This is a genomic window from Butyrivibrio sp. LC3010, assembly GCF_000424385.1.
GTDB lineage: Bacteria > Bacillota > Clostridia > Lachnospirales > Lachnospiraceae > Butyrivibrio.
Window position 1 is genome coordinate 1 of sequence record NZ_AUJU01000062.1, and the last position, 4424, is coordinate 4424.

At 36.6% G+C, this 4424-nt stretch carries 8 protein-coding genes and 1 pseudogene; 3 read left to right on the plus strand and 6 right to left on the minus strand.

Annotated elements, in window-relative coordinates; genetic code table 11:
* Positions 1-375 precede the first annotated feature (375 nt).
* Together G622_RS26035 and G622_RS0119735 are read left to right on the plus strand one after the other, a co-directional pair.
* Positions 376-537 carry a hypothetical protein gene (locus G622_RS26035; protein WP_155831567.1) on the plus strand — a complete coding sequence of 54 codons (162 nt, stop codon included), beginning with the start codon at positions 376-378 and terminating at the stop codon, positions 535-537.
* Complete coding sequence (locus tag G622_RS0119735) at positions 530-811, plus strand: hypothetical protein (RefSeq protein WP_026512077.1); 282 nt, start codon at positions 530-532, stop codon at positions 809-811. The genes G622_RS26035 and G622_RS0119735 overlap by 8 nt, the downstream gene beginning before the upstream one ends.
* Before the next feature lie 384 nt (positions 812-1195).
* Here G622_RS0119735 and G622_RS0119740 read toward each other — a convergent pair whose 3' ends face one another.
* From G622_RS0119740 to G622_RS0119755, 5 genes and pseudogenes are all read right to left on the minus strand, one after another.
* Entirely contained in the window at positions 1196-1483 is a 288-nt protein-coding gene (locus tag G622_RS0119740; protein WP_026512078.1) for a transposase domain-containing protein, read from the minus strand.
* A complete protein-coding gene (locus G622_RS26665; RefSeq protein WP_242833034.1) occupies positions 1464-1841 on the minus strand; it encodes an IS66 family transposase in 378 nt (125 codons plus the stop codon). The genes G622_RS0119740 and G622_RS26665 overlap by 20 nt, the downstream gene beginning before the upstream one ends.
* Positions 1842-1935: 94 nt before the next feature.
* Positions 1936-2061 (minus strand): annotated as a pseudogene (locus G622_RS27205) (helix-turn-helix domain-containing protein); the annotation flags it as partial.
* A 489-nt stretch (positions 2062-2550) separates the two neighbouring features.
* The gene (locus G622_RS0119750) at positions 2551-2856 is read right to left on the minus strand and encodes a type II toxin-antitoxin system PemK/MazF family toxin (RefSeq protein ID WP_026512080.1); all 306 of its coding nucleotides are present in this window, start codon (positions 2854-2856) and stop codon (positions 2551-2553) included.
* Complete coding sequence (locus G622_RS0119755; protein WP_026512081.1) at positions 2853-3098, minus strand: AbrB/MazE/SpoVT family DNA-binding domain-containing protein; 246 nt, start codon at positions 3096-3098, stop codon at positions 2853-2855. The genes G622_RS0119750 and G622_RS0119755 overlap by 4 nt, the downstream gene beginning before the upstream one ends.
* 187 nt (positions 3099-3285) lie before the next feature.
* On the opposite strand from G622_RS0119755, the gene G622_RS0119760 reads away from it, so the two are divergent.
* The gene (locus tag G622_RS0119760; protein WP_026512082.1) at positions 3286-3636 is read left to right on the plus strand and encodes a hypothetical protein; all 351 of its coding nucleotides are present in this window, start codon (positions 3286-3288) and stop codon (positions 3634-3636) included.
* 257 nt (positions 3637-3893) lie between these two features.
* Here the strand turns inward: G622_RS0119760 and G622_RS0119765 are convergent, their stop codons facing one another.
* Positions 3894-4082, minus strand: a complete 189-nt coding sequence (locus G622_RS0119765; protein WP_026512083.1) for a hypothetical protein — start codon at positions 4080-4082, stop codon at positions 3894-3896.
* Positions 4083-4424: the final 342 nt, after the last annotated feature.

The window sequence follows — 4424 nt, forward strand, 5'->3', positions numbered from 1 at the left end:
AATCGGATTGTTTTCTTCGACGTAAAGGGTTATCATTGTCTTGCATGTTTTCGTACACTTCTGTGTACGGAGTTGCTAAGGCAGGATACCAAACTTTGGTCGGGGAGGGATCCTGCCTTTTATTGTCTGTAACTTTCCCATGATAACACAAAAGGCATGGCATTAAATAATCTGGCGTATTATGCACCAGAATAAATAAGTCCACACCTTTAAATAAAGTGATTCAAAAACAGAATTTAGAACGCAGGTAAAGTAACAAACAACATTATAGTTAAGTTTGAAAAAGCGGTTAATAATATACAAACTCAATATAAATATTTGTCAGAAGACATCGAAGAACAAGAAACGAAACGAACAGAAAAATATAAATCTATTATGGATACCACAGAGACTTCTAATGAAGAAATGATTGAAGAAATAAAAAAACTTTCTGGCCAGTATGCGTCATTTGAAAAAATGATTAACACAATTGTCGAAAATATGAGCCATATGGCAGAAGAAGATATTAAAGTTATGAAAGGCTTTTTAAATGGATAACTATGTAGATGAGTTAAATGCTAGAATAGAAAAACTATATGATAGGATATATCAGAATAAAAACATGCTGGTTGCATATAATTTGATTGAAAAGGAACATAGTAATTATCAGCATATTTTTATGTTGCCTGAGATTATTAATAGAAATATGCAGGTGGGAAATTATAGGCGTGCTGCATTATATTCCATTTTTACGGAAAGAATGATGGATGAAATAGAAAGCAATAGTGGAAGAATAAGGGAAAAAATTAATGATTACATATTAACGGATTAGGTTTGCTCAAAAGCTAATGGATGTTGGTTTAGAAAAACTAAAAATTATTCTCATAAAGAACTTTGGGTTCTAAAAGATAACCCCAGAGCCATACGTTTTTACGAGAAATATGGATTCAAAAAAGATGGAAGTGAAAAAGATCTCAAAAGTCTTGGTGCAACAGAAATCAAAATGATCTTATAAATAAAAGAATCACCGTGGCCATTGTGACACAGGTGATTCTTTCTATGTGCTCATATAACACCGCTTACATGACAATTAATAGTAAGCGCTTTTCACTCACCCGTTCATAACCAACCAGACCACCAGAATGGCTAAAAAAAATAAACCTTTCCGGTGGCCTTTTAAATTTTTGAGGAATCGGATCTACTCTAGGTACGAATCCTACTGATTGAGATCTTCCTTCCTAGTCTTATTCATGCACCTTTCCTGCATCTTTTCAGTCCATGGCATATACTCGGCTGCCCGTGCAGGCTCATTAACAAAGTCTCGGGCATGCTCCAAAAGTTCTGTCAGGTAGAGTTCAGGATCAAGGTTATTTGCAGCTGCTGTATCAATAAGAGACTTGATGATAACAGCGGATCTGGCTCCTCTGGAAGTATCATGGAAGAGCATGTTCTTCCTTATGGTCGCATACGATTTTGCACAGCGTTCAGCGGCTGCATTTGACAAAGGCAGCCTTTCCGTCCTCCAGATAACGCATAAGTTTGTCCCAGTTATTCAGGTTATAATTAACAGCCTTCCGAAGGGCTGAGCCTCCGGCCGGATCAAGCTTTTCAAGCCATTCCTTAAATGCATCCCAGTTGGGTTTCTCCTTTTCAAGGCGCTTGACCTTAATGATATCAGGATTCAATCCCTTAAGAGTAAAAGACATATCGCTTATCCCCCATGGTAATGTCAATTCTGTCACAACCATTGCATACAAAAAGGGAATTCTCAATAAATCGACATTGCTGTGGTACATAATCTTTACAATTATTTGTGTTGCAAGTACCCAGACAAGTATTACAATGCCTACGGCATGATTCATCCCCACAAACATGCATTCTTTCACAGCTTTTTTTATGGATACATGGATGAATTCGATAACTTGGTTCAGATACTTTATAACGATTTCTCTGAATTTCTCTTGCAATGGTGGATCTGGATTTCTTTAGATCTTTAGCAATCATATTGATAGAGACTTTTTTCTCAAGAAGTTCTTCAACGCGAATGCGTTCCTGGAACGTTAAATGTTTATATTGAGACATTTTTGATTACCTCCCATATTCAGAAGTAATCAATCTGCAGAACATAAACAATTATCGCCTAATTAATCATATATTGCAAAGGTAACTGCATGAGTGTGCGCTAAGTTATGCAATGGTGCACTTAGAATTTCATATAACCGTATTGTAACCGTATTGTGCTTTATTTAATTGTGTACTTCGTTAAATTAAGATTTAACGAAGTGATAATATGTCAAACTGGTGTTCACTGCTATTTCACTGACTTTATCACAATTTTTGAAAAACTTAACGCGACTTTTGAGCCTCCTAGTGAGGTAAAAAGTCGCGTTTACTATTTCAAGCGAGAAATGCCGTATTTTTTGCACCGGACAAGGTGTGTCTGGTCCAATATTATTAAATCCATGAGTTATTATATACATAGTAAAAGCAGCGTACAATCCATAATCCGAATCATACACTGCTAATATATTCCCACTAAAGAAATCTCACTGATTCCATGTTGATTCATTTTCAGATGTAGTCAAAGATTCCTTGGATAGCGTCTGTGATATTTATAATGTCAGGATAATGTATCCTATCAATCTTTGAATAACCCCTGATATTCAAATCAAGGAGTGCCATTTTTTCACATTGCACATAACCTTCTACGTCTTCAGTTTTGATATGAATATGTAAAGGCCCGGCTTCTCCTTTTTCAAAAATAGGACAGCCAATTATTTCATGAGTCTGATTAAAAAAATCCTTACTTACAACAAGAACCGGCTTCTTGATATGCTCAATCTTAAGAATATCCCCCTGATGCAATTCTTCCTTCATTCCCAAATCTCTCTTCCTACCGGTTCACCCCAGCCAAATTCGCCGTCTAAATGGAGCTGCCCACCAAATTCTGCAGCACGTTCTTCCAGTGTTCTATGTCTAAATGGTTTAACAAGCATTATCATGCCATTAGATACCTTGACATCGAGAACATCATCAACCGAAACAGCTGCCTCCTGAAGCACTTCTTTGGGTATTCTAATTCCCTGACTATTTCCCCATGCTTTAACCTTAGCCTGCATAAGCAATACCTCCTCTTTGTATATACATTGTATATCCCCGAGGCAAAAAAATCAACTTATTCATCATTCAGGTTAGTACATTCTTGCTTATTATTTGTTGCTTCATTTGCTGAGTTAGCCAGTTAGATGCATCAGAGAAGCAAACATAAATCCATATACTATAGAAGCTGAAAGAGACAGCGTCTGCATGGGCGATGACTGTAATGCACCGCATTATGTGCATCTTGAATATAATCCTAATCAGCTTTTGTCAGAATGGATGCTGAATACTGTTCTTGGATATGTTCCGATCATGAGAGGATGCGTTTGGGTAGTTTTTAGTGGTAATAGGTGCAACAAAAAGCTACTTGGTTACTTGATCGGAGATAAAGAAACAAATAAATATACAGTAGAGCTAGTTCGTGATGACGAATTTATGGGACTTCTGAATATTAAAGAAATATTCTGCGACTACTATTATCCTTCTTATTTCACAAGCGAAAAATACTTAAAGCTGCCTACTTTGTTGGAAAGAGTTAGGCTTAGCGTAGAAGGATGATCACTCATAATAAAAAGCCCGGTCAGAAACACTCTTTGTAGTCTGTGAATTCTGTCCAGGCTTTTATGACATTGTTGTCAAAATAATGAAAATTCCGCAAAATACTGGCATAACAAATATAAATTGACACACTTGTCATGAAATCATTTTGTGTGCAACTACCTCAGATAAGAGTTGTGGCAATCATAAATGCCATTAAGAATGATAATGTTTTCTTCATTTTTGCCTCCTTTTTAGAAAAACATTTTTGAAGCACACTAATTTCCAGTTTCCTTTCTCGCCTTTTTATCCGCATACATTTTTTCATCAGCTCTGTCCATCAGATTCTGAACATCAATAGCTTTATTTATCACGCCGCCGGCGCTTCCGATACTGGCAGCTATCTTATATTCTTTATTTTCAACATTTTCTTTTGACTTCAGGAACACATCAAGCCTGCTTCTCACAGTGTCTGCGGACAGCTCCACATCACAGTCTGTGATACGTGTGATAAAACAATGATAGAAGGATTGCTAATCTGTTTCTGTAATCAAAACAGATAGAGAAATCAAATATGAAAAGGTCAATTTTGATAGTGTCAAATAATCTATGAAAAAACTGGGTCAAAAAAATAGGCTCAGATGAACCTTGAAAAATGCAGATATTTAGATTGAGGTAGCCGGACGCCACCCTTGACAGCACAAAAAATAACTGCTGACGGTTAATCACCGACGGCGAAGAACTCAAGAACAATCAGATTTTCTCCGTCGTTTGCAGCAGTGTAGCAGTTATTTTTTGTGCCATCAAGG